The organism is Labilithrix luteola, from assembly GCF_001263205.1.
GTDB lineage: Bacteria > Myxococcota_A > Polyangia > Polyangiales > Polyangiaceae > Labilithrix > Labilithrix luteola.
In genome coordinates this window covers 8,790,693-8,813,730 of the sequence record NZ_CP012333.1, presented here as the reverse complement: position 1 = coordinate 8,813,730, position 23,038 = coordinate 8,790,693, and the positions used below count along the sequence as shown (strand labels likewise).

Below are 23,038 nucleotides of genomic sequence, written 5' to 3'. Positions count from 1 at the left end.
CGTTTCGTCTTCGTGCTTCAGGGACAGAGATACGAAACGCCGGCGTCGAGCGGCTCGCCGTTGGGCCCCGGCTCGCAGGGCGTCGAGGGGCGATTCCGGTCGTAGACCTCGCCCAAGAGCGCGGGCTTGCCCGTGAACCGGATGGCGGTCGAAAGTGCGTCGCACCCCGCATCGGGCTGGAAGTCCAAGTCCGCCGAGCGTGCGATGTCGGCCGACGAGCAGACCCTGTCCTTGAGCACCGGATAGAGGCTCTGCAGGCAAGTCTGCTCGACGGTCTGGGACTGCTTCGATGAGCCGATCGCCGCGAGGAGGTCGTGCGTCGAGATGCGCCCGGCCAGAACGCCGTCGTCGACGCGATAGAAGCGCTTCTCCTTGTCCGTCCTCGGGGGCACCGACGGGTCGCGCGGATTCATGTCCTCGCCGAGAGGCACGAGCTTGCCCGTGATGATCGCGCTGCTGACGAGGAGAGCGTAGGCGTCGTCGAAAGGTACGGAGACCGTGCTCTTCTCGAAGTTGACGACGAGCTGGTAGTCGCGCACGTAGCCCGTGCCGACCACGACGAACACCGCACCGCTCGAGACCTGGAAGACACCGTCCCTCGGGAGCGACCACTTGTCGTCGCCGCACCAACCCGGGCTCCAGGTGTCCCACGTCGTGCCGTGCTGCGCGGTGGAGTTCGGACAGCCCTGAGAGTGAATGCCCTCGGAGAGGATGATGCCGAGCGCGACGTCCTTGTCGTTCGCGCGACCGTTGTATTTGCCGAGCTGCGTGAGGACGCCGCGACGCCCTTGCTGGATGAGCGCGTTGGGGAACTTATCGACCGCGTAGAACGCGCCGAGACCGCTGACGAACTCGCCGACGGCGTTGTCTCGGCCGCCGTCGAGATCGCATCGGCTCGCTGCGGTGATGCAGCTCGACTTTCCTTCGTGGGCGGTGCCCGCGCCCGTTTCACACGTGCAGACGTTGTCGAGGTCGAGCGCGAGCGGGTTTTCTTGGTTGCCCTGGACCTGAATCGCATCGACGGCGATACCGAACGGCGGAAGGACTTCGTCGGGCGCGTCGTCGTTGTCGGGCGGTTCCGCGACGAACGCGTGCTGACACGGATCCGGCACGCCGCGCGCGTCTTGCGAGTCCGCCGCACTGGGGGCGGCATCGTTCGCAGTCGCGGTGGCTTCGCCGTAGGGCGACGAGCACGCGCCAACGGCCCGAATGAGTGCGAAGACAGCAAGCGTGCAGCCTGCCGTCGCGAACACCGTCGCTGCGACCCTTCCGCCCACGCAAGAAGAGTACATCGCGCGCCTGAAGATGCCCAAAGGAATCCCTCGGCAATTGCGTTGACCACCCCGGCCTGGGGCCAGCTCGGAGCGCTCGCTGCTTGTTGGCTACTCGTTCTTCGCGCGATCGACACACGTGTTCGAGCCATCGAGCACGCGTCGCGACAAACGCCTCCTTCGCGCTCGAGACCGGGCGCCGGCCCTGCCCGCGTCGCGCCTCTCCTGCGGCAAGAGGATGCATTTTCGTCCGCCCCGCAATCGGCGAACGTTCTCGGCCGTCGAAGTGCAGCCCGGCCGTTGCAGTTTAGAATGATTCTTACTAAAGTTTTCATCCAATGAGAGGCCGGGACACCATCGCGAGCTCGCGTTCGGCTGACGCGAAAGCACGTGTAGGGCGCGCCGCGAAGACCTCCAAGACGGCCGCGAAGAGTCACCCGCACCCGCGCGCCGAAGAGCTGCTCGCGGAGCTGAAGCGCGCAGGACTCAAGCTCACCCCGCAGCGCATCGCGATCGTGCGCACCCTTGCCGACGACCACTCGCACCCGACGGCGCAGGACCTCTTCGACCGGTTGCGCGGGGCCTTCCCCACGATGAGCTTCGCCACCGTCTACAACACGCTCGACGCGCTCGCGAACTGCGGGCTCACCGGATCGCTGAACCTCGGCGGCGCGATTCGCTTCGATCCCAATACGTCACCGCATCACCACGCCGTGTGCGACGGGTGCGGAGCGATCGTCGACATCCCGGCCGAGCCGCCCGCGGCCGAAACGAAGCGGCTCGTCCTCGAAGGGGCCGACGGTTTCCGCGTGCGCACGGAAGAGCGAATTTTCCGCGGCCTCTGCCGCGGCTGCAGCACTCCTCAGTAGAGCTTTCGCAACACCAACCGAAGGAGATACGAGTCATGGGCAAGCAGCTTTCGGGGTCGAAGACCCATCAGAACCTGAAGGACGCCTTCGCGGGTGAGTCGCAGGCGAACCGCCGTTACCTGTACTTTGCACAGCAGGCAGACATCGAGGGCCTCCCCGAGATCGCCGGCAACTTCAAGGAGACGGCCGACGGCGAGACCGGCCACGCGCACGGCCACCTCAAGTACCTCTCGAGCGTCGGCGACCCGGCGACGGGCCTGCCGATGGGCAACTCGGAGAAGAACCTCAAGGCCGCCATCGCGGGCGAAACGCACGAGTACGAGACGATGTACCCGGGCATGGCGAAGACGGCGCGCGAAGAAGGCTTCGACGACATCGCCGAGTGGTTCGAGACCCTCGCCAAGGCAGAGAAGAGCCACGCGGGTCGCTTCCAGAAGATGCTCGACACGCTGAAGTAAGAAACGAACCTCGGCTCTGGGCCCCATTCACGTGCGCAAGAGTGCGCGGGGCCCAGGCCCAAGGTTTGCCCTGGCGAAGACATGGCGAAGATCAATCCGAAGCCGCAAACGCCACCGGAGACGAACCCCAATTCGGCGCGCTATTGGGACGAGAAAGACCTCGAGGCCGAGCTGCGTCGCGTCTTCGAGATCTGCCACTCGTGCCGGATGTGTGTGAACTTCTGCGGGAGCTTCCCCGACCTGTTCGCGCGCGTCGACCGTGACATCGAAAAGCACCACGCGCACGGTGCCGAGCTCTTGGCGGCCGACGACTTCAAGAGCGTCACGGAGCTCTGCTGGCAGTGCAAGCTCTGTTACATCGAATGCCCGTACACGGCCGACCAAGGTCACGCGTGGCTCGTCGACATTCCTCGTGTGCTCCAGCGCGAGAAGGCCCATCGCGCCAGGCGCACCGGCGTCACGCTCCAAGACCGCGCCCTCGGCGATCCTGGAAAGCTCGGCTCGCTGATGAGCGGGGTGCTGTCGCCGATCTCGAACCTCGTGCAGACGAACCGCCTGCTCCGCAAGGTGAACGAGCGCGTGCTCGGTATTTCGAGCGAGTTCCCCGTTCCTACCTTCGCCGCGCAACCGTTCGACGCGTGGATGCACAAGCACACGCCCCTGCCCGAGGCCGGGAGTGCCGGCACCGTCGCCATCTTCGCGACGTGCCTCGGCGACTACAACTTTCCGAAGATCGCTGCCGCCACCGTGCGCGTCCTCGAGAAGAACGGCTTCTCGGTGGTTCGCCCGCCGCAAGAGTGCTGCGGGATGCCGAACCTCGACGGCGGTGACATCGAGGCCGCGCGCGAGAAGGCTCGCTTCAACGTCGCGCACCTCTTGCCGCTCGTCGAACGAGGGTTCCCGGTCATCGTGCCCGGGCCAACCTGCTCGTACACGATCAAGAAAGAGTGGCCCGAGCTCCTCGGCTCGCCCGAGGCGAAGAAGGTCGCGCAGAACACCTTCGAGGCGATGGAGTTCATGGAGCGCCTTCGCCGCGAAAAGAAGCTCGTTCGCGACTTCCAGAAAGGCTTCGGAAAGATCGCCTACCACGCGGCTTGTCACCTCCGCGCGCAGAAGATCGGAACGCCGGGCGCGCGCATTCTCGGTCTCTTGCCCGACACCGAGGTCGACATCGTGGAGAAGTGCTCCGCGGTCGACGGCACCTGGGGGATGAAGACCCAGCACTACGAGATGGGTCGCAAGTACGCGCAGAAGCTCTCGCGCGGCATCGAGAACGCCGAAGCGAAGCTCGTCGTCACCGACTGCCCGCTCTCCGCACGCCGCATCGAGGCCGAGAACGAGCTCGTCCCCCTTCACCCCATGGAAGCGCTCGCCGAGGGCTACGGTCTCTCGCTCGCGGCGCAGTAAGGAACCACATGAAACCCGTCGAACGTGGCGAGGTCCTCGGCATCGCCGAATACGAGCCCATCCGCGACCGCTTCCGGGCACGCGTGATCGAGGAGAAGAAGCGACGACGTATCGGCCTCGGGCCCCACGCCATGTGCGTGTTCGAGAACCACGACACGGTGCTCCTCCAGATCCAGGAGATGATCCGCACCGAGCGCATCTCGCGCGAGGACAGCGTCCTCCACGAGATCGCCACCTACAACCAGCTCGTGCCCGGAGACAACGAGCTGTCGGCCACGATCATGATCGAGATCGACGAGCGCGAGCCTCGCGAGAAGTTCCTGGTCGAGGCAAAAGGGCTCGACCGCGCATTCGCCCTGGTCATCGACGGGGAACGATGTCCCGGGATGAACGACGTGGAACGCGAGCACCCCGACCGAACCACGGCCGTGCACTATCTGAAATTCCCGCTCGGCGAGAAGGCGGCGCGTGCCCTCAAGGCCGTGCTCGGCAAGCAGCGCAAGGCCGACGAGGTCGTCGTGGAGGTCGTCGCCGACCATCCCCGCTACACCGCGCGCGCGAAGCTTCCGCCCGCGATGGTCGCCGAGCTCGCGCAAGATCTCGCCTGATGATCGTCTACGAGCGCCCTGTCCGCTTCGAAGACGTCGACGCCGCCGGCATCGTCTTTTTCGGCCGCTTCATGAACTACGCCCACGAGGCGATGGAGCACTTCTTCGGCGGCGTTGCGGGCGGCTACGTCGACCTCATCACGCGCCGGAAGATCGGCTTTCCCGCCGTCCATGTGACGTGTGACTTCCGCTCACCACTCCGCTACGGCGACGTCGTTCGCATCGCCGTGAGCGTCGCGAAGATCGGAAACACGTCGTCGACGTTGCGCTACGAGTTCACCCGCGCGGACAACGGCGCGTCCGTCGCCTTGATGGAGCACGTGACGGTGGCGAGCGACCTCGTGAGCTTGCAAAAGCTCGCGCTCCCCGACGACGTCCGCGCGCATCTGGAGCTCCACCGTCACTAACCACGCGCCGGGCGTGTAGCGAGCCACCGCGCGACACCTCGCGACGCGCGCTCGCGCGGGCACACGGACTGCACTCTCCCCGACCAACTCGCATCCGCGAGCAACGTCAGGGGACCCATGAAAAGCGCGGTCATCGTCGACGCGGCACGCCACCTTTGCGGCGTCGTTCTCCTCGTTTCGTTCGCCTCCATCACGTCCGCATGCGCCGGTCGCTCCAACTCGGACGCCGAGCTCGGCGTCGGTGACGGAACCGGAAAAAACGCGGTGGGGCTCACTTTGGCCCTCTGCGGCACGGTCGACAGCTGGGACGCGCCGGACACGTCGCGCGATGGGGCGCTGGCGATCGACGGTCGTCAGTGGACAGTGCTGCGAACGGCGACCGTCGCGTCGCCGGAACTCCTCGTCGCGGGCAATGCCGTGTGCATCGATGCAACGTTCGACGAGAACCGCCGCATCGACACATGCGTCGTGATGACCAACTTCCCGTGAGCGCGGGCGCGAGACGAACTGTCCCGCGTGGCGCTCAAGCCGGCTCTTGCTGCGCGGCTTCGGGGGCGGTCGCCAGGACCTCGGGACGCGTGACGAGGTCCATCGGATCGCGACCGCTCGCCTTGATGTCGCGTGCCCGCTTGGCCATCACGAGGCCGAACACGAAGAGCGCCACGCACGCCCACTGCGCCGGCGTGAGACCGCCGTAGCGCGGATCGGCCTGATCGACGTCCCTCACGCGGAGGAAGTCCATCACGAAGCGCACGGGCGCATAGGCGAGCGCCGTCGCGGCGACGTACGCACCGGTCGGGAGCTTGCGGCGCCACGTGAGGGCGAGGAGCCCGGCGAGGACGACCGTGAACATGAGCTCGAGCAGACCGAGATCGAACTGCGGGGCGTTCCCCCAGCGAAGCTCGATGGCGTCGCCGCCGAGGCTCAGGAGCTTCTCGACACGCACCGGCCGACCGAACGCCACGGCGAGCAAAGTGCCAGGCTCGGCGCGCATGCCGGGGTGGTCGTGCACGACGCTGCAGCCCGAACGACCGAAAATCCAGGCGACCGGGAAGACGCTGAGGATCAGATCCGCGAACGGAAGGATCGGCATCGTCACCTCACGGCGACGGAACTTCATCCCCGGCAACGCCTCGAAGTACTTCCATAGGACGATACCGATGAGCGCCCCGGTGAAGCCGCCGAACGACGAGAGGCCCTCCCAGAGGAGGAACAAAGACCACGGCCGCTTGATGAGCTCGGCCGGGTGGTAAAAAATCTCGTCGAGCATGTGGCCGCCCATGAAGCCGGCCACGAGCATCCACGTGATGAACGAGTTGAGCTTGTCGACGTCGAGGCCGCGCTGACGCGCGCGCCAGGTGGCGAGCCACGTACCGATGATGACGCCCGTGGCCACGAGCAGGCCGAACGGATGCAAGGTGAGCGGGCCGAGCTTCAGGTCCGGAACGTGGATGTACGGGATCATCGTGGCTGAGCCTTTGTAGCAGCTCCCGCCGCATCCGGGGTCGTGAAGCGCGCAGGGGTTTTGGAGGGCACGCCGCGAATCACGATCGAATCCGCCGCGCCCGCTCCTGCGCCGGACGAAACGACGACCTCCCAACCGTCGCAGCTCCGATGGTAGAGCTCGGAGCCCACCTGCGCGTTCGGGCATTTGCTTTCCGGAAAGCGTCGTTCGAGCGCTCCAGCAAGACGTTCCATCGCGTACACCTGCGCCTCCGTGCGGTCGGCTGCGGACGCAGGATCGAGCTTCGCGATCCTGTCGGCCTCGTACCAGAGGACGAACAGGTCTGCCCCCTCGACCCTTCCCGTCGCGACGCGGCCGTCTTTCTCGATGACCGAGACGCGCAAGGTAACAACGCGCGACTCGCGTTCGGGCCGCGTCGGGAGCACGAAGAACAGATCGCGCTCACTCGTCTCCGGCAGACCGCCCCAGGTCGAGGCCGAAGGCCCGAGCAGCGCACGACGGAGCGCGGGCGGCGTCTCCGCGCGACTCATGCCGTACACGTCGTCGTCGAGCAGCACGCCCACGGCGCCGAGGATGGCGTCACCCACCGCGCGACGCTGCGCAGCGGCCGTCTCCAGCTTTGCCTCGTCGTGCCGAACACGCTGCGCGATGTCCGAGAGCTCCGCCTCTTCCATGTTGGATTCGAGCGCACGGACGAGCGCGAGCGCCGCGGCAGCGTGCGGTCCGTTGGGCAGATCGGCGAGGTAGTCGAGCGCCGCCGCGCGCGAGCTCTGTGCGCGCGCGAAGTAACGGGGCTCCTCGGTCTCGAACGCCTGCCGCACTTCGGTGGCGAACGCTCCGTTCGGATTGCGGTGGAGGTAACGCTGGGCACGCGCGAGCCGCGTTCCTTGGGCGGCCGCGACACGGAATGCACGGTAGTCGGCCAGATCGCCGGACGACGCCAGCATCGGCCTGCATGCCGGTAGAGCGAGCCCGGCGAGCAGCGCGACGACCAACAGGCGACCGGGCGTCATCCGCCGCCTCCCGCATCTTCGAACGAGCCCGCTGGCCCTTCCGGCGGGACACGACAGAACTCGCATTCGCTCGGCGACGTCGGAGCAACGTCGTCCGCGTAGGATGCGAACGAATCGCACGACGCCGCGGCCAGAGCGCGCAAACACACCTCGCCGTCGTGAAGGAGCGGACGGCACGTGGCTGGCAACACGACTTCGGGCGCGATCGTCGGGTCGCACGCGCGCAGGCAGCGCTGCGTCTGCACTCCACAATCGCGGCAACGCTCGCAGTCTTGTCGTTTGCGCGCTGCCGAATAGCGATCGCGGTCGAGCAGCTGCGCGTCGGTTCCGCAACCGCCCACGTCGCCCACGGTGGGCGCCATGAGGAGCATGCCGAGGATGGCCACGACCAGCGAGAGGCCCAGCGTGCCTTCCCGCGCTTTGGTCTCACGTGCTTTCACGGAAACGCCTCGTACGAGAAGATCAAACCGAGCTGCCCGGAGAGCACGGGATAGGTCGCCGTGCCCACGTCCGCTGTGCCCGTGCCGTAAAAGATGTCGCCCACGACCTCGCCGGCCAATCCGATGCCGCCGAGGAAGTACCACGCACCACCGACCCCCGCCTCGAAGCCCCACGTCACGTCCGGCGTGAGCACGATGGGGATGCCCGCACGACCGTACGCAGCGAGCGAGCGCCAGCGGCGATACGCGAAGTACGACGGCGTCGTGATGACCTGCCCGACCCCCTCGACCGCCGCGGTCGTCCGGAACGACAGACCATGCTGGAGGCCGAGCGGGTTGCCGAACGTCGCCGCGAGGCCGAGGTCGACGTACGTCGCCGTGCGGGAGACGCTCTCGGCGTTGCTTCCGAGGGGCGTCGAGAGCCGATAGGGATTGTTGAAGCGAAGTCCGGTACCGACGAAGCCCGTGGCGAACAGCTGCACGTAGCCAGGCTTGGTGGCGAACGGATCTCTCTCCGCCCGCTCGGCCTTCGGGTGCTCTTCAGGCGTGCCCTGCCCTACCTCGTCCGCATGGACCGCGCGAGGCGCGGCGACGAGCAAGGCAAGACCGCCGAGAAGGGCGAGGAGCGCGCGGCGGATCATCAGCTTCGGTTCACGCGAACCTTCGGCTTCGCCCCGAGGAGAGCGAGCTGACCGCACGCCGCGCTCACGTCGTCGCCGCGACGGCGACGGATGAAGCAGGAGTAGCCTGCATCGCAGAGCACGCGCTGGAACGCGAGGACACCCGAGAGATCCGGCGGACCGAGGGTCGAGGCCTCGATGGGATTCATCGGGATCAGATTCACCTTCACCGGCAGGCCGCGCAGGAGCTTCGAGAGCTTCTTGGCCTCGTCGATCGTGTCGTTCTTGCCGGCCACGAGCGTGTACTCGATGGTGATACGACGCCGGCGCGGAAGCGGGTACTCGCGCAGGCCCTTCATGAGTGCCGCGAGCGGGTACTTCTTGTTGATGGGCATCAGCCGCGAGCGCGTCTCGTCGTCGGCGGCGTGGAGTGAGATGGCAAGGCCGATCTGCCCGTTGAAGTCCTGTCCGAGGCGCGCGATCTCGGGAACGAGGCCGCTCGTCGACACCGTGACCTTGCGGGTCGAGAGAGCAATGCCTTCGGGATGCGTGATCAGGCGGAGGGCGCGAAGGGTCGACTCGTAGTTGTGGAGCGGCTCGCCCATGCCCATGAGCACGATGTTGCTGAGGCGCTCGCCGGCATCGAGCCTCGACTTACCGACCAGCACCTGCGCCACGATCTCGTCGGGACGCATGTGCCGCTTGAGACCGGCGACGCCGCTCGCACAGAACACGCAGCCCATCGCGCAGCCGACCTGCGTGCTGATGCACTGGGTGACGGGGATCGACGCGTTCGACGTCTCCGGCTCTTCGTCCTCGTCTTCGACGGCTGCCGCCGCGTCCGCGTCGCCGCCGTCCATCGGAACGGGCGAAGGAAGGTCCGACTTGCCGCCGGTCACGCGCGGAATCAACACCGTCTCGACGTTCGCCCCGTCACCGAGGCCGACGAGGAGCTTGCGCGTGTCGTCGGTGGCGCGACGCTCGCGCACGATCGAAAGAACGCTGCCGAGCCCCTCTTCCGCGAGGCGCGTGCGAAGCGCCGCGGGCAGGTCGCTCATCGCGTTGGGATCGGTCATGCCGCGTGCCTGGATCCAGCGGAAGACTTGCTTGCCGTGGAACGTGCGGCCGCCGAGACGGACGACTTCCTGCGCCCACTCCTCGGGGAAGCGCGCGATCGGCTGGATGGGTTGGGCTGCGTTCGATGCGGGCACGGGGGAATCCTAGCGCTACTTGGGCTGTTTTTCGGCGCTCTTTGCCTCGTCCCAGTAGCGGTCGAGGACTTCGAGCGGGAGGTTCTCGGAGGCTTCGCCCGGCGTCCCCCAACCGCCGTGCTGCTCCTTCACGCGGGCCTCGACGTGAGCGAAGCGGCGTGTGAACTTGTCGATGGTCCGGCGAAGGGACCCCTCGGCGTCGACCTTCACATGACGCGAGAGGTTGACGAGGGCGAAGAGAACGTCGCCCATCTCTTCCTCGATGGCATCGGAGTCGCCCGCCTCGATGGCCTTGTCGAGCTCCGCCACTTCCTCGGCCACCTTGGCCCGCGAGCCCCGGGCGTCTTCCCAGTCGAAGCCGACCCGCTGGACCTTCTCGCCGATGCGCTGGGCGCGAACGAGGGCCGGCAGGCTGCGCGGTACGCCTGCGAGGAGGCCGCGGTCCTTCTTTTCCTTGGCCTTGATCTTCTCCCAGTTGCGGAGGACCTCGTCAGCGGTCTCGGCGTCGAGATCGCCGAAGACGTGGGGATGGCGGCTCACCAGCTTCTCGACGATGCCGGAGACGACGTCGTCGAGCGCGAAGGCTCCTTCACGACGTCCTAGCTCGGCCTGGAAGACGACCTGGAGAAGCAAATCGCCGAGCTCCTCGCGGATGGCGAGGCGATCGCCTGAATCGATGGCGTCGATGACCTCGCAAGCTTCTTCGAGCGCGTATTTGCGGAGCGTCTCGAAGGTCTGTTCGCGATCCCAAGGGCAGCCGTCGTCGGCGAGCAAGCGCCGCATGACACCGACGAGCCGCGTGATGGTAGCGCCTTCCTGGAGCGCGAGCGGCGGCACGGGACGCGGCACCTCCTCGTCGAATCGCGGCAGGGCATCCGTGTGAACGGGCGTCTTTGCGGGGGCGTCAGCCATGCCGCCCCGGCTTACCACGGGCGGGAGCCGCCGACGACCTCGTCCAACCGGCTCGGTTCCGTCACATTCCGCCGGGAATTTCACGGACTCGCGCGCTCCGACGAAATTCGTGTTCGAACGGGGTCGCCCGCTCCCATCACGCCGGATGAAGCTCTTCCCTGCCCCCGGTGCTCCTGCGACGACGGCTGGAACGCGCGCCTGGCGCCCATCCGCCTCGGTGCCAGCGCAACCGGGCGTCGCGGACGCGTGAACGCGAAGAGGCCGTCCTCGACGCAGCCACCTCGTTCGCCGGGGCCTCCGCCGTCGGAGCTCGTCGCGTGGCCGGCTCCCGGCTGACGGCACGAGCTTGTATGCCGCCTGGCGCGTCGGACGTACGCGCTTTGGATTCGCCAGCGCCATCTCGCGCGACCGGGTCGACAGCACAGGCTCGCGCTCGCGGCGCACGCGCCTATCCGAACGGCGTGCTCGACGAAGAAGCATCCGCACTGCGCGTTCTCGCGCTTGCCTCGCTCGCCAGCCGTTCCGCACGCCCGCACGCGTGGAAGCCGCACGCGTTGCCGCGACGCACCCAGAGCCCTTACGCCGAGCATATCGACACCGCCCTGAAAAAACTGACGGTGAGCGCGCCGTAGATTGATGAGCACCGCGCGCAGCGCGCCCCACGCAAGCGGCTTGCGGCAGAGCCGCCGATGACCTCGGCAGCTCACCCCGGCAATGATAGAGTGCCGAAAGAGATGGCGTCGGTAGGAAAGGAGCCGGGAACAAGCTTTCGCCGCAAGATGATCTTCGTCGCGGTCGTCCTGGTGCTCGGCCTGGCGTACCTGCTTCGCGGCGTTCTCATCCCGCTGTTCCTGGCGTTCCTCCTCGCCTACGCGCTCGACCCGTTCGTCGATCGACTCGAGGCCGTGCGCGTGCCTCGCTGGGCGGGCGCGATCCTCGTCATGCTCGGCATCGCCACGCTCTTCGGCGTGGTCCTCTTCTACACGGTGCCGATGTTCATCGACGAGATGACCGACGCCGCAAGCACGCTGCCCGATCAGATACGCCAGGTGCAGGCCAAGGTGGAGCCGTGGGTCTTGACCACGCTGCACATCAAGCTGCCGCACACGATGAGCGACCTCTCGAAGGCGTTCTCCGAACGGATGCAATCGGGCTCCGCCTACGAGACCTCGCGCGAGTTCTTCTTCGGCACGATCAGCTACGTGGGCGTGGTCCTCTCGATCCTGATCGTGCCCGTGTTCGCGCTCTACCTGCTCATCGACTTCGATCGCATCGTGGCGCGCGTCGAGCAGCTCATTCCGCGCCGCTTCGCGCCTCCCATCGCCGACGTCGCTCGTCAGATCCACAAGACGCTGAGCGGCTACGTGCGTGGGCAGCTCACCGCGAACATCGTCCTGGCCGCGCTCTACGCGACGGGCCTGCGCATGGTCGACATCCGGCTCGCCGTCCCGATCGGCGTCATGACGGGCATGCTCGCCTTCGTGCCCTACGTGGGCTTCGCGTTCGGCGTCCTCGTCGCCGTGTCGATGACCATTCTCGACTGGCACGGACTGGGCCCGCTCGTGGGTGTCCTCGCGGTGATGGGCGGCGTGCAGATCATCGACGGCATGATGATCACGCCGCGCATCGTGGGTCGTTCGGTCGGTCTCGCGCCGCTCGAGGTCATCCTGACGATGATGGCCGCGGGCTCGCTCTTCAACTTCCTCGGCGTCCTCCTCGCCGTCCCGCTCGGCGCGGTGGCGAAGATTCTCGTGCAACGCGGCGTGAAGGCCTATCTCGCCTCCGAGTACTACAACCGTGGCTCGCTCACGCCCTCCATTGCGATGCCCACGATCACCGGAGCGGATCTGCTCAGCGCCGCGCGCGTGCAACCCTCGGATCTGACGCCCATCGCGATCACGCCGTTGCGAACGAGCTCGCCATCCACGTCGAGCTCGACGCCTTCTACGAAGGGGAAGACCGTATGAGCCAAGAAGTTCTCGTCGAGAAGCAAGGTCGTACGGCGGTGGTGACACTGAACCGACCCGAGGCCCGAAACTCCCTCACGAAGAAGATCGTGCTCGATCTAACGGGCGCACTCGTCGACGCAGCAAACGATCCGACGGTCCGCTGCGTGGTGCTCACCGGCGCTGGCGGTCACTTTTGCGCCGGCGCCGATCTGCGCCGAACCTTCGCCGAGGATCCCGATCTCATGGATCACCTCGACGAGTACATGGACGCATTCCACGGACTCGTTCGCGCGATCGTTCGTTGCCCCAAGCCGACCATCGCCTCCGTGGACGGCGCCGCCGTCGGCTTCGGCGCCGACATGGCGCTCGCTTGCGATCTTCGCGTCGCCAGCACGAGCGCCTACATCCAGGAGAAGTTCGTCAACATCGGCCTGATGCCCGACGGGGGCGGAACGTTCTGGCTCCCGCGCCTGCTCGGCACCGCGCGCGCGATGAAGGCGATTCTCCTCGCCGACAAGCTCGATGCGAAAGAGCTCGACGCCCTCGGCCTGCTCGCCGCGCTCGTCCCGACGGACGACTTGCGCACCGCAACGATGTCCCTCGCGAAGAAGCTCGAAAACGGCCCGCCGCTCGCCCTCACCGCAGCCAAGCAAGCCATCTACGCGAGCCTGGGCGACATCGAGTCCGCCCTTCAACGCGAGCGCGAAGGACAGCTCAGGCTCCTCAAGTCCCAGGACGTCGTCGAAGGCATCATGGCCTGGGCCCAGAAGCGCGAGCCAAACTTCACCGGCCAATAGCGGCAGGGCCGCGACGACTGCGTCAGCCGAAGAGATAGCGCTCGCCGCTGTCGCAGAGAATCGTGACCACCGGGCCGGTGATGCGCGCCGCCAGCTCACACGCCGCGTGCACGTTGGCGCCCGACGAAGGGCCGACGAGCAACCCCTCCTCGCGCGCGAGGCGCGTGGTCATCTTGTCCGCGGCAATGTCGGTCACGCACACGATCTCGTCGATGAGCGAGCGGTCGAGCACGGTCGGGACGAAGCCCGCGCCGAGCCCCTGAATCGAATGCAGGCCTGGCTCGCCGCCGGAGAGCACGGCGCTCTTCGCAGGTTCGACGGCGACGATGCGCACCGACGGTCGCTCCGCCTTCAGGACGCGCGCCACGCCAGTCAGTGTGCCTCCCGATCCGACACCGGCGACGAAGGCCGCCAGATCCGGCACGTCCTCGAGGATTTCGCGGGCCGTGGTGCGGGCGTGGACCTCGGGGTTGGCGGGATTGTCGAACTGGCGAGGCATGAACGCGCCCTCGGTGCGCTCCACGATCGACATCGCTTCCTGCACGGCCCCCGCCATCCCCTCCTCGGCAGGCGTGATGACGATCTCCGAGCCATAGGCGCGCAGGATGCGACGTCGCTCGACGCTCATGTCCTCGGGCATCACGAGAACACAGCGATAACCTCGTACTGCCGCGATCATCGCCAGCGCGATGCCCGTGTTGCCGCTCGTGGCCTCGACGATGACGCTGCCCGGCCGGAGAATTCCTTCGCGCTCGGCGGCATCGACCATGGCGAGCGCCGGTCGATCCTTCACGCTTCCGCTCGGATTCTGGGCCTCGACCTTGGCGAGCACGGAGGTCCCCGGCTTCGCCACGCGGCCGAGCTCCACGATGGGCGTTCCACCGATCAGCTCGAGCACGCTCTTCCGGACTTTGCGCTGCCCGCTCATGCGCCCGCTCATGTGATGGAGCGTACCGAAAGAGGCATCAGGCGTCGCGTTCGCCGACCACGCTGGCGGCGAGGAAGTGCCGGAGCTCTTCGCCCGGACCGAAGCGACCGAGGCCGACCATGAGCTTGGCAAGCGCCGCCTCGACCGTCATATCGCCGCCCGAAATGGCTCCGGCGTCTTGAGCGGCCGCGCCGCCGTCGTACTGCCCGAGCTCGACGAAGCCGCGCAGACACTGCGAGACCACGACCACCGGAACGTTATGCTCGCGGGCTTCGACGAGCGCGGGAATCAACGAGCCTCCGAGGTTCGGAAGATTCCCCGTGCCGTACGCCTCCAGCACGAGGCCGCGCACGCCACTTCGAATCGCCGCGCGCACGAGCTCAGGATCGAGCCCGGGGAAGACGCGAAGCGCGAGAACACGTCGCTCGAGCCGCTCGTCGAAGGGCGCGAGGGGCGCCGGCGGTAGGACGTGCGGTCCGATCTCGACGCCGATACCGAGCTCCACGAGGGGTGCGCAATTCGGCGAGTCGAACGCTGCGAACCCCCACGCGTCGCGCTTCGTCGAACGCGCGCCGCGAAGCGCACGCGCGCTGTTGACGATCGACACTTCGGGAACGCCGAGCGTGGCGACCATCGCCGCGTCGATGAGGTTCTGTCGCGCGTCGGTGCGAATCTCGACGAGCGGCTTCTGGGCGCCGGTGAGCACGACCGGCTTCGGCAGGCGCCCGAGCAGCATCGAAAGCGCGCTCGCCGTGTATGCCATCGTGTCCGTCCCGTGCACGACGACGATGCCGTCGTAACGGGGCAGCTCCTCATGCACGACGCGCGCGAGCGTCAGCCAGTCGGCGGGCTGCATGTTCGCCGAGTCCATGTGGAACAGAAGGCGCGTGTCGAAATCGGCGATGCGGCCGAGGCTCGGCACTTCGATGATGAGGTCGCGGCTCGTGCGCTCCTCGTCCAACGTCACGGCCCCCCGCTTGTTGGCATTGCTCGACGCCGGATCGCCGGGCGTCATCAGCAGCGTTCCCCCCGTCAGAAGAAGGAGCAGGCGCGGCATCGTCTTTACTTCGACCTCGATGTTCCGTCAGAAGAGGCGCTGATCGACCTTGATCGTGTCGCCCTGCTGGAGCTTCACGTCCGGTCGCGCGTTGTCCGTGATGGCGTCGACGCTCACGAGGGCGTTCACCGACTTGTTCGGCGGCACATGGCGAATCACCTGGACGTGATTCGTGTCCGCCAGCGGAGTGAACCAACCCACCGTCGAGATGGCCTGAACGAGCGTCATCCCGTCTTGGTAAGGGATCGGCCCCGGCTTGGCGACCTGGCCGATGACCTGCACCTTCTTCGAGTTGTACGCCTTGACCTTGACCTGTACCTGCGGGCTCACGAGGAACTTCGCCTCGACCAGCCGATCGCGCAGCGTGCCTGCGATCTGACGCGGTTCGAGCCCCGCGACCTTGATCGGGCTCGTGTACGGGAAATCGAGCGAGCCGTCCTGCGCGACCTCGTACTCCTTGGGCAGCTTGTCCTCGCCCACCACCACGACCTCGAGCATGTCGCCCGGACCGACCTGCTGGTTGACGATCGGCTCAGGGAGGTTCGGCGGCGGCGGATAACTTCGCGCGCACGACGCCGAGAGCGCGGCCGCGAGAGACAGCGTGACAACCGCGGCTAGGCGACCAGAAGCGGGTGCGGGCGCGGGTGCGGATCGTGGAGAGCGAATAGACATGTCACGCCATACGTTAGGGGCGCGGAAGCCGGGCAGCATTCACCGCGAGAGTCCTCTACCGCCGGGGCTCACGACCGGTCAAGGCGCGTGACGCACGCTCGCGGGGCCGCGGCATCCAGCAGGGAAACGACCGCGCACAGAGCGGGCTTACAGGAACCAGCGCGCGCCAAAGAGCGCCTGAAAGCGCCGCCATGACATGTCGTAGAACTGTGCAGCGCCGACGGTTCCCGTCGTGCCCGAGGCGAGCGCGATGTCGCTGATGGTCTGCGAGTAATCGAACGTCGCGTTGAGTCCGAACGAATCGCTGAATCGGTACTCGCCGAACAGGATGCCGCCCACACGCCAGTTGGTGAAGTCACCGGTGGGCTGCCCGTTGAGACCATTCACGGCCTGCGGCGCCCCACCGGGGACGTTGTAGTAAGGCTGCGGGTACGAAAGCGCCTCGAAGTACCCGTCGAGCTGGATCACCGCGCGCCCAGCAAAGTTGTAGACGAGCTTCGCGTAGCCCTTGTTCGACGAGTAGAAGTTGCCGAGCAGGCTGTTCTGAAAGTCGCGGACGTAGCCGAACGTCAACGTGGAGAGCAGCAGCGATACCTGCCCGGGCTCCCCCTGCCCGCCCGGGGACAGGTAGAACGTACCTTCCGCCTGTGCGTTGACGCTGTCGTACTGCGGCGTGGATACCGCGTTCGGGTTCTTGAAGAACGTCGCGCCGTAACCAACCGCGAGGAGTGTTCCGAAGCGGTCCGTCACGAGGCCCGTGAGACCGATGCGCGTCCGGAGCGGCGTCGAGTCGTTGAGGTAATTGAGCGACCGATCCGCGTTCGGATAGGTGATGAAGCGCAACGACGTGTCGTGGAAGAGCGCCGTACGAGGGCGGAACTTCCAGCGATCACGAAACGAAACCTCGTGCGTCAGGTTCGTATACGGGACGCCGTTGGAATCCTCGAAGAACGACCCGAAGAACTGGTAGCCGGCACGCAAATCGAGCGTTCCGCCGCCCGGCATCGCGATAACCTCGGCGCCGGCTCCCACGTCGTCCCGGTTGAAGGACAGGTTGGGATCGGACACGACCGAGGGCTGAATCAGCCGCTGGTAGTTCGCGAAGACGCCGAAGCCGAGCGGACGACCAGGGTTCACGTCGAGGCGCGCGTTTGCGTTGACGCTGACGTTGCGCTGCTTGCGGATGTCTTCCGGTCCGATGAACTCGCGATAGGTCGCGGCTGCGCCAGCACGGAACGCAATGGGCGACGGCTCCGCGCCTGCCGCTTGTTGTTCGCGCCGCTGGGCCCCCAAGGTCGAGATCGAGATGGAGGGCGTGATGCGAATGATGCCGGCGGCCTGGGGAGGATTCAGTGGTGCGCCGTTGACGAAGCGCGGATCCTCCTTGTACGAGCGGAGAAACCAGTTCGAGTCGTACCCAATCTCGCCGCCGATACCCGGGTGGATCTCGAGATCCCCCGCGCGGATACCAGCACCTTCGGCGGCACGACGATCCTTCAGCCACTCCTGCGCGGACGCCTCTTTCGGAAGCGCGAGAAACGCGGCCGCTCCCGTTGCGAGAAACGAGAGAATCGATGCAGCCCGCGCTGCCTGCGCCTTCATCCGGGTCCTGCGGGTCCTGCGGGTCTTGCGGGTCTTGCTGATCGTCATAGGGGCCGAAGTCAGAGCAAGCTGCGGGTCCGCGAATACGGAAGCGACCGAATCTCAGAACCGGAGACGAGGGTTAGCTGTGGCACAGCTCGACTGCAACGTGAATCCGTCGTCAGTCGTTGCTCGTCGTTGGTCTGCAATCGCTCACTGTCCGCGTTCGACACATCAATCGAAATGAATCCAGGAACACCAAACTCCGAAGAGCAATCCGGCGGGACTGCTGCCGATCGGAGAACGAACGGACTCGCCTCTGTTCGACGATCGACGGCTAGAAGCCGTATCGAGAGGCGAGATCGAATCGGTTTACAACGCGCAGCTCGTGCACGGCGGAGTGCCTGTCACGAGCGTGGGATCGGTCGAAGGATACGGCGCTTCGTCCTGGGGAATCGTGGGGTCGACGGACGTCTTCACGTTCGTATCTCCGACGAACGCGGACTCCTCACCGATGCACTGGTTCGCCTCGGCGACGATCTGTTCGGACCGCTGGCGGAGCACGGTGAGAATCGTGAACTCGTGGTTCGACAGCTCGGTGTCGTTCCTCTTCACGGCCGCTTCGAGCTGACCGCGACGGTCCTTCCCCGAGCGAATGGCTACGTCGATCTGCGAGAGCTTGTCGTTGAGACAGAGCGTCTTCACGACGTCGCGCTGCTTACGCGCCTCTTCGAGCATCTTGCGGACGCCGCCGGCGGATTGCTCCATGCGCGCAAGGTGCCGCTGAGACTCCGTGAGTTGCTCCTGCGGCGTGAGCTGCGTCTTCCGCTGGAAGCCGACCTGCGCATCCGTCCCAGTCCCGGCCGCTCCGCCGGTCGTGCCGGTCGCGCCCGCCGCAGGGACGGGACCCCCGCTCGTGGGCTGCGCGCTCGCTGGCGAAGCTGCGTACGCGAGGACGCCGAGCGTCAAAACCCACTTAAGTGACGAGCGCGCGCGCATCAGGCCTCCCACTAACCGTTCCGTTCGACAGGCTTCGCTCGGTGGAGCAGAGCCTTACGAGGGTATGGCGACGAAGATAGTTTGGTACGGGGCGGTGTGTCAACGTTCCAAAGTCGCGCTTTTTATCGAGTGATATCATGAAGTTGAATCGCCCTCAAAACCGCGCGTCTCGGGCTCTGACACGGGTTTCGATGCCCCGAACGGCCCAGGCATTCACCGGGAAACCGCGGATTTCGAATGCTGGGCGCATTTTCAGGGACGCATTTTCAGGTGGCCCGCTGCCGCGGGACCATACAAGCAAACGGCCCGCGTCCCTTCGGTCGGAAGGAGACGCAGGCCGTGAGTGCCGCTCGTCACGTCAGCGCGTGACCGCCTGATCGCGAACCGACTACTTGCCCTGCTGGACGAACGTAACGGGGATCTGGAGCGTCGAGCCTCCGCCGCCCGGCGCGCTGAACGTCGCGCGCTTGACCACGTTGGCGATGCAGCTTGCCACGGTCGGCGACAGGCCGGTGTTCTGCGAGACGTCGGCGCTCGAGACTTCGCCGTTCGGACCGACCTTCGCGCTGATGATGACCTTGCCGGACATGCTGGGGTCCGAGTTCAGGCCCTGCTGGTAACAGCTGCGGAAGCGGGCGCGGAGTCCAGCGATGACGCGATCGGCGTCGGAGACGGGCACCGTGGCCGTGGAGCCACCGACCTGGGCGACGCCGGTCGGGCCCGCGACCTTGGTTTCCTGCCCTGCCCCGGAGCCCGTGCCCGAGCCGCCTGTCCCGCCACCGATACCGGCGAGGCCCGAGCCCTTGCCGCCGCCCTGCACAGGAGCGCCGCCACCACCGGTCTTCAGATCGCTCGAGCCGCGTGCGACGCCGGCATTCGAAGCTGCCGCGCCCGAGAGGTCGACCGGCGGGATGTCACTTCGGTTGAGGGCGCCCTGGACCGAGGAACCGCCGTTGAGCGCGGCGAGCATCGCAACCTGCGCGGCCTCGGCCTGCGCAGCGAGGGCCGCTGCCTTCGCGTCACTCACGGAACCGGCGCTCCTGCCACCACCTTGCGCCTTGGCTCCACCTGCGCCACCGCCCGCGGGCTTCGCCGTGGGCGCGTTCGACTTCGTGTCGGGCTGCGCGGTCGCGTTTGGGTTCACCTCCGGCGTCTCCTGCACGGGAGGCACCGGGATGTTCTTCATCATGTCGACGAGGCCGGCGACGTTGAAGTCGTCCCCGACGACCGGATCCATCCAGTCCGAGTACATCGCGCCGACGATCCCGAAATGGAGGAGGAAGCTGAACGCCGCGATGATGGTGAGCGACCAGTCGATCTGCGCGGCGATACCGCCCTTCACGGCGAGCGGCAGCTGCGGACGCGGCTGAACCGGCGGAGGCGCGACGAACTGGAAGAGGAACGTGGTCTCTCCGACGACGACCTTGCCACGCGCCTCGTCCGTCAGCTTCACCTGGTAGGCGTTGCCGATCTTCTTCGCCTGGCCCCGAAGCGTGCCGATGTCCGTGATGCCGGTCGCGAGCGCGACACGGCCGGTCATCCCGTCGAGGAAATTCAGGTGGTAATCGTTTCCGACGAGCTCGAAGAGCTTGAACATCGGAGGAACGGCCTGCGACGGGATGACGAACATCGCCTTCTCGTTCGAGCCGACGGTCACCGTGGTGCGCTGCTTGACGATGCGCTCCTCGATGACACGACCACCCTGCACCAGACCGATGCGCAGAACCTTGGGGCCCGTCGCGACCGACATGGCCCGCATGACCGCGGTCATCTGTCCAGGCCGCGCGCCCGCTCCGCCGCCTGCTCCACCTGCTCCAGGTTGCTGCTGTCCCGGGCCTACATTCATCGTTCGCTCCTCGATCTCACCACGTTCGGACTCGGCACGAATCGACACGAGCCGTACGAAGTTGGGAGCCAGTGGCCCCTTCCTTCAGACGACTGCCGACCCGAAAAGTTCCTACTTCGAACAGCGTTCCTACCCATTCGCGTGACTACGAGAGACTGACGGCCCCGCGATCCTATCGGAAGACCTGCCCGGAAGTACAGGGCTTTACCCTTGCGGAACGGCGGTGCTCGCCAGCTCCTCGGCCGCACGCTCCAAACGCTCCACCAGCTTGTCGGCCGCCTTGGTTCGGCTCGTGGCGAGGCGCTTGGCCTGCGTCTGGGCGGCAATGCAGAACGCCGTCCCCACCACGCCGAGCGCCGCGACGGTAAGAGCATCTCCCACGAGCCCGCGTACGAGGAGGTCGCCGGCATCCGTGGGCAGCTCCCCCGCCTCGGTCAAACCGCGACGAAGAACGAGGGTGGCGAGGAGGAAGCCAACGCTCGTGGCCACACTCGCACACACCCGCGGTACGCGGGCCCAACGCTGGATCCGGTAGTCGAGCTCCGTCAGTTGCTCGTTGACGAGCGCCGCCCGCTGCTCGGGTGACGTGACGGACATCGCCTCGAGCAGTTCTCGCTCCCACTCGGCCTCGGGTGCCTTCGCCACGAGGTCGCGTAACGCTTCGAGCGGATTCACCTTCGACCTCGCGACCTCGGCGAGAAACGTCTCTGGTTCCAGCCACGTGGGGTTCGCAGCGAACCAAACGCGGCGTGCGCTGGCAGCCACGCACGCGAGCGCAACGAGCGCCGCGACGACCGCAATCACGGAAACCTCAGAACGGTTCTTTGCGCGCCGCCTCCTCGATGCGATCGAGGAACGGCTGGCGAAGCTCCGCGAGCGTGAGCTTTGCCTGGATCTTGCTCACGTCGACCGAGGCGACGGGCTTCTGGACACGCCCCACGATGGTGACTTCGTTGATCGTGATGACGCCCTTCTGTTGGGCGCTCGCCGAACCTTCGGCGCCGAAGAGCACGACGGCGAGAGCCGCAGTTCCGATGGCGATGTGCTTCTTCATGGCAGGCTCCTTCGCTTGTCGAAAGCTTACTTCTTGGTGGCTCCGCCGCCAGCCGGCGCCGCCGGCTTCGCACTGCTCGCAGGCGCGGCGGACGTGGCAGGCGCCGGCTTCGCACTGCTCGCAGGCGCAGCGGACGTGGCAGGCGCGGGCGCGGGCGTCGCAGCGGCCGGTTGGGCAGCGGCCGCCTGTTGCTTGAGCTCCTCGCGCTTGGCCTTCGCGCGATTCAGGAGATCGTCGATGTCGTCCTGAACGCCGGGCGTCGGCTTCGGACCTCGCATCGTCTTGTATTGCTCGAGCTCCTTGATGGCGGTCGCAACCTGCGCGTCCGCGCTCGTGCCGGGGATGTTCGGCGAGAAGAGGTAGAGCAAGCCGAGGTCGTAGTGCGCGACAGCGAGGCTCGAGTCGAGGGCGAGCGCCTGATCGAACTCCTTCTTCGCGTCCGCCGAACGACCGAGCAGGCGATACGTGTCGCCGAGATTCAAGTGCGCGAGCGCCGAGTTCGGTCCGAAGCGCACGGCACTCTCGAGCACCGGCAGCGCCTCTTGGGCATTGCCTGCCTCGAGGCGCATCGAGCCGAGGTTCACGAGCGCCTCGACGAGATCCGGGCGCTTGCGTGCGGCCGCTTCGAAGTCGGCGAGTGCCACGGCGCGAGCGCCGCTCTCGCGAAGAATGAGGCCGCGAAGCATGTGCGCCTCGGCGTTCTCTTTGTCGCGCGGCGGGCTCGCGTCACCGAAGCCTTCCAGAATCGCCTGGAGCGCGTACTTCGCGAGATCGAGCTTTCGCGCGCGGTAGTGATCGCGCGCGATGGTCACCATCGCTTCTTTGAAGTTCGGATCCATGCGCAGCGCGTCTTGCGCGAGCTGCTGCGCGGTTCCGTTGTCCTTCTGGATCGACTTCACCTCGGCGGCGCACGCCGTCAGGCGGGGCGAGTTCTCTTTCTTGGTGCGCTTGTCGGTGATGAACGTATCGGCCTCGGCCGCGTGTCCGGTGTTCGCGAGCGAAAGCGCGTAGGCGCACATCGAGAGCTCGTGATCCGGGGCGTTCGTGAACGCCGTGCGGAACGCCTCCTGGGCGCCCGCGGTATCACCGAGGTGCTCGTTGACGACACCGAGTGAGTACGGCGGCGACGGCGACTTCGGATCGCGAGTGGCGGCCTCCTGGAACTGCTTCTTCGCGGTCGCGAGGTCGCCCTTGAGCCAGGCTTGCCACCCGGCGTCGTAGGCGCTCTTCGCCGACCCCGTGAGGCCCGACGTTCCGGCGCCTTCGATCACGCCGACCTGCGCGCCGCTCTGATCGGTCACGGTGTTGCCACCGCTGCCGCCATCGGCGTTCGGATAGACGACCTTCTTCTCGTCGCCGCCACCGCACGCGGCCATGCCGAATGCGGTGGAGGAGACGACGAGAGCGAGCATCCCTCCCGCGAAAAGCCTCTCGATGCGCATCAGATCGTTTCCTTCGCTTCCTTCACGAGCTC

The 23,038-nt window shown here is 66.6% G+C and carries 25 protein-coding genes; 9 read left to right on the top strand and 16 right to left on the bottom strand.

Annotation, left to right across the window (positions count from 1 at the left end):
• Positions 1 to 17: 17 nt before the first annotated feature.
• The gene (locus AKJ09_RS38325) at positions 18 to 1,277 is read right to left on the bottom strand and encodes a hypothetical protein (protein ID WP_146652791.1); all 1,260 of its coding nucleotides are present in this window, start codon (positions 1,275 to 1,277) and stop codon (positions 18 to 20) included.
• A gap of 332 nt (positions 1,278 to 1,609) precedes the next feature.
• Between AKJ09_RS38325 and AKJ09_RS38320 the strand changes: the two genes are divergently transcribed.
• The 6 genes from AKJ09_RS38320 to AKJ09_RS38295 all read left to right on the top strand — a co-directional run bounded on the left by AKJ09_RS38320 (position 1,610) and on the right by AKJ09_RS38295 (position 5,509).
• Positions 1,610 to 2,140 carry a Fur family transcriptional regulator gene (locus AKJ09_RS38320; RefSeq protein WP_240488746.1) on the top strand — a complete coding sequence of 177 codons (531 nt, stop codon included), beginning with the start codon at positions 1,610 to 1,612 and terminating at the stop codon, positions 2,138 to 2,140.
• A 35-nt stretch (positions 2,141 to 2,175) separates the two neighbouring features.
• A complete protein-coding gene (locus AKJ09_RS38315; RefSeq protein ID WP_146652790.1) occupies positions 2,176 to 2,598 on the top strand; it encodes a rubrerythrin family protein in 423 nt (140 codons plus the stop codon).
• 81 nt (positions 2,599 to 2,679) lie between these two features.
• Complete coding sequence (locus AKJ09_RS38310; RefSeq protein ID WP_146652789.1) at positions 2,680 to 4,005, top strand: heterodisulfide reductase-related iron-sulfur binding cluster; 1,326 nt, start codon at positions 2,680 to 2,682, stop codon at positions 4,003 to 4,005.
• 8 nt (positions 4,006 to 4,013) lie between these two features.
• A complete protein-coding gene (locus AKJ09_RS38305; RefSeq protein WP_146652788.1) occupies positions 4,014 to 4,613 on the top strand; it encodes a DUF3501 family protein in 600 nt (199 codons plus the stop codon).
• Positions 4,613 to 5,020, top strand: a complete 408-nt coding sequence (locus AKJ09_RS38300) for an acyl-CoA thioesterase (protein WP_146652787.1) — start codon at positions 4,613 to 4,615, stop codon at positions 5,018 to 5,020. The genes AKJ09_RS38305 and AKJ09_RS38300 overlap by 1 nt, the downstream gene beginning before the upstream one ends.
• A 117-nt stretch (positions 5,021 to 5,137) precedes the next feature.
• Positions 5,138 to 5,509, top strand: coding sequence for a hypothetical protein (locus AKJ09_RS38295; RefSeq protein ID WP_146652786.1), 372 nt, complete (start codon positions 5,138 to 5,140; stop codon positions 5,507 to 5,509).
• Positions 5,510 to 5,543: 34 nt separating this feature from the next.
• Here AKJ09_RS38295 and AKJ09_RS38290 read toward each other — a convergent pair whose 3' ends face one another.
• The 6 genes from AKJ09_RS38290 to mazG are packed head-to-tail and all read right to left on the bottom strand — an operon-like array spanning position 5,544 to position 10,681.
• Positions 5,544 to 6,485 carry a prolipoprotein diacylglyceryl transferase gene (locus AKJ09_RS38290; protein ID WP_169928203.1) on the bottom strand — a complete coding sequence of 314 codons (942 nt, stop codon included), beginning with the start codon at positions 6,483 to 6,485 and terminating at the stop codon, positions 5,544 to 5,546.
• Positions 6,482 to 7,498 (bottom strand): hypothetical protein, encoded by a 1,017-nt coding sequence (locus tag AKJ09_RS53620; RefSeq protein WP_169928202.1) that lies wholly within the window; start codon positions 7,496 to 7,498, stop codon positions 6,482 to 6,484. Before AKJ09_RS53620 ends, AKJ09_RS38290 begins: the two co-directional genes overlap by 4 nt.
• Positions 7,495 to 7,938 (bottom strand): hypothetical protein, encoded by a 444-nt coding sequence (locus tag AKJ09_RS38285; RefSeq protein WP_146652784.1) that lies wholly within the window; start codon positions 7,936 to 7,938, stop codon positions 7,495 to 7,497. The genes AKJ09_RS53620 and AKJ09_RS38285 overlap by 4 nt, the downstream gene beginning before the upstream one ends.
• On the bottom strand, positions 7,935 to 8,579 hold the full coding sequence (locus AKJ09_RS53615; protein ID WP_169928201.1) for a hypothetical protein: 645 nt from the start codon (positions 8,577 to 8,579) through the stop codon (positions 7,935 to 7,937). Before AKJ09_RS53615 ends, AKJ09_RS38285 begins: the two co-directional genes overlap by 4 nt.
• A complete protein-coding gene (gene rlmN / locus AKJ09_RS38275) occupies positions 8,579 to 9,769 on the bottom strand; it encodes a dual-specificity RNA methyltransferase RlmN (RefSeq protein WP_146652783.1) in 1,191 nt (396 codons plus the stop codon). Before rlmN ends, AKJ09_RS53615 begins: the two co-directional genes overlap by 1 nt.
• A gap of 15 nt (positions 9,770 to 9,784) precedes the next feature.
• Positions 9,785 to 10,681, bottom strand: a complete 897-nt coding sequence (gene mazG, locus AKJ09_RS38270) for a nucleoside triphosphate pyrophosphohydrolase (protein ID WP_146652782.1) — start codon at positions 10,679 to 10,681, stop codon at positions 9,785 to 9,787.
• Positions 10,682 to 11,142: 461 nt separating this feature from the next.
• Between mazG and AKJ09_RS53610 the strand changes: the two genes are divergently transcribed.
• From AKJ09_RS53610 to AKJ09_RS38260, 3 genes are all read left to right on the top strand, one after another.
• Entirely contained in the window at positions 11,143 to 11,313 is a 171-nt protein-coding gene (locus AKJ09_RS53610; RefSeq protein ID WP_169928200.1) for a hypothetical protein, read from the top strand.
• Positions 11,314 to 11,415: 102 nt separating this feature from the next.
• Complete coding sequence (locus AKJ09_RS38265) at positions 11,416 to 12,648, top strand: AI-2E family transporter (protein WP_169928199.1); 1,233 nt, start codon at positions 11,416 to 11,418, stop codon at positions 12,646 to 12,648.
• On the top strand, positions 12,645 to 13,427 hold the full coding sequence (locus tag AKJ09_RS38260) for an enoyl-CoA hydratase/isomerase family protein (RefSeq protein ID WP_146652780.1): 783 nt from the start codon (positions 12,645 to 12,647) through the stop codon (positions 13,425 to 13,427). Before AKJ09_RS38265 ends, AKJ09_RS38260 begins: the two co-directional genes overlap by 4 nt.
• 22 nt (positions 13,428 to 13,449) lie before the next feature.
• Here the strand turns inward: AKJ09_RS38260 and cysK are convergent, their stop codons facing one another.
• From cysK to AKJ09_RS38215, 9 genes are all read right to left on the bottom strand, one after another.
• A complete protein-coding gene (gene cysK, locus AKJ09_RS38255) occupies positions 13,450 to 14,367 on the bottom strand; it encodes a cysteine synthase A (RefSeq protein ID WP_146652779.1) in 918 nt (305 codons plus the stop codon).
• Positions 14,368 to 14,392: 25 nt separating this feature from the next.
• A complete protein-coding gene (locus AKJ09_RS38250) occupies positions 14,393 to 15,412 on the bottom strand; it encodes an asparaginase (RefSeq protein WP_146652778.1) in 1,020 nt (339 codons plus the stop codon).
• A 27-nt stretch (positions 15,413 to 15,439) separates the two neighbouring features.
• Positions 15,440 to 16,084 carry a polysaccharide biosynthesis/export family protein gene (locus tag AKJ09_RS38245; RefSeq protein WP_169928198.1) on the bottom strand — a complete coding sequence of 215 codons (645 nt, stop codon included), beginning with the start codon at positions 16,082 to 16,084 and terminating at the stop codon, positions 15,440 to 15,442.
• A 147-nt stretch (positions 16,085 to 16,231) separates the two neighbouring features.
• Positions 16,232 to 17,686: a hypothetical protein gene (locus AKJ09_RS38240; RefSeq protein ID WP_146652776.1), complete on the bottom strand. Its 1,455-nt coding sequence runs from the start codon at positions 17,684 to 17,686 to the stop codon at positions 16,232 to 16,234.
• A 351-nt stretch (positions 17,687 to 18,037) separates the two neighbouring features.
• Complete coding sequence (locus AKJ09_RS38235) at positions 18,038 to 18,664, bottom strand: hypothetical protein (protein WP_146652775.1); 627 nt, start codon at positions 18,662 to 18,664, stop codon at positions 18,038 to 18,040.
• Positions 18,665 to 19,052: 388 nt separating this feature from the next.
• Positions 19,053 to 20,510, bottom strand: coding sequence for an AgmX/PglI C-terminal domain-containing protein (locus AKJ09_RS38230; protein WP_146652774.1), 1,458 nt, complete (start codon positions 20,508 to 20,510; stop codon positions 19,053 to 19,055).
• Between the two features lie 204 nt (positions 20,511 to 20,714).
• A complete protein-coding gene (locus AKJ09_RS38225; RefSeq protein ID WP_146652773.1) occupies positions 20,715 to 21,314 on the bottom strand; it encodes a hypothetical protein in 600 nt (199 codons plus the stop codon).
• Between the two features lie 7 nt (positions 21,315 to 21,321).
• Positions 21,322 to 21,564 (bottom strand): hypothetical protein, encoded by a 243-nt coding sequence (locus AKJ09_RS38220; RefSeq protein WP_146652772.1) that lies wholly within the window; start codon positions 21,562 to 21,564, stop codon positions 21,322 to 21,324.
• A gap of 26 nt (positions 21,565 to 21,590) precedes the next feature.
• Positions 21,591 to 23,006, bottom strand: coding sequence for a tetratricopeptide repeat protein (locus tag AKJ09_RS38215; RefSeq protein WP_146652771.1), 1,416 nt, complete (start codon positions 23,004 to 23,006; stop codon positions 21,591 to 21,593).
• Positions 23,007 to 23,038: the final 32 nt, after the last annotated feature.